This window comes from Priestia aryabhattai (assembly GCF_023715685.1).
Taxonomy (GTDB): domain Bacteria; phylum Bacillota; class Bacilli; order Bacillales; family Bacillaceae_H; genus Priestia; species Priestia aryabhattai_B.
Genome location: NZ_JAMBOQ010000094.1, coordinates 1 through 412, shown reverse-complemented (window position 1 = coordinate 412; position 412 = coordinate 1). Strand labels below are relative to the sequence as shown.

Here is a 412-nt window from a genome sequence, read left to right as displayed (position 1 = left end):
ATCTTCGCCTGCTCAGCCAGCTTCTGCGGGGTGGTCATGTGGCTCATCATGAGGAACCCCACCGCATCCATACCCAGCTCACGAGCAAAATCGAGATGCTGGCGGGATACATCGGCTTCCGTGCAATGCGTAGCCACGCGTACGACCCGTGCGCCGGCATCGAACGCATGCCGGAGATCATGGGTCGTGCCGATGCCGGGAATCAGCAGCGTCGCGATCTTCGCCTTCTTGACGCTTTGCGCCGCCGCCGCAATCCATTCGACATCGGTGTGAGCGCCGAATCCGTAGTTGAAGCTCGATCCCTGGAGCCCGTCCCCATGAGCAACCTCGATGCTGTCGACGCCGGCATCGTCGAGCGCCGCGGCAATCGCCCTGACATGGTCGACGCTGTATTGATGACGGATCGCATGGC

The 412-nt window shown here is 61.9% G+C and carries 1 pseudogene; it reads right to left on the bottom strand.

The features are described from left to right. Positions 1-412: pseudogene (locus M3225_RS29140) on the bottom strand (4-hydroxy-2-oxovalerate aldolase); the annotation flags it as partial.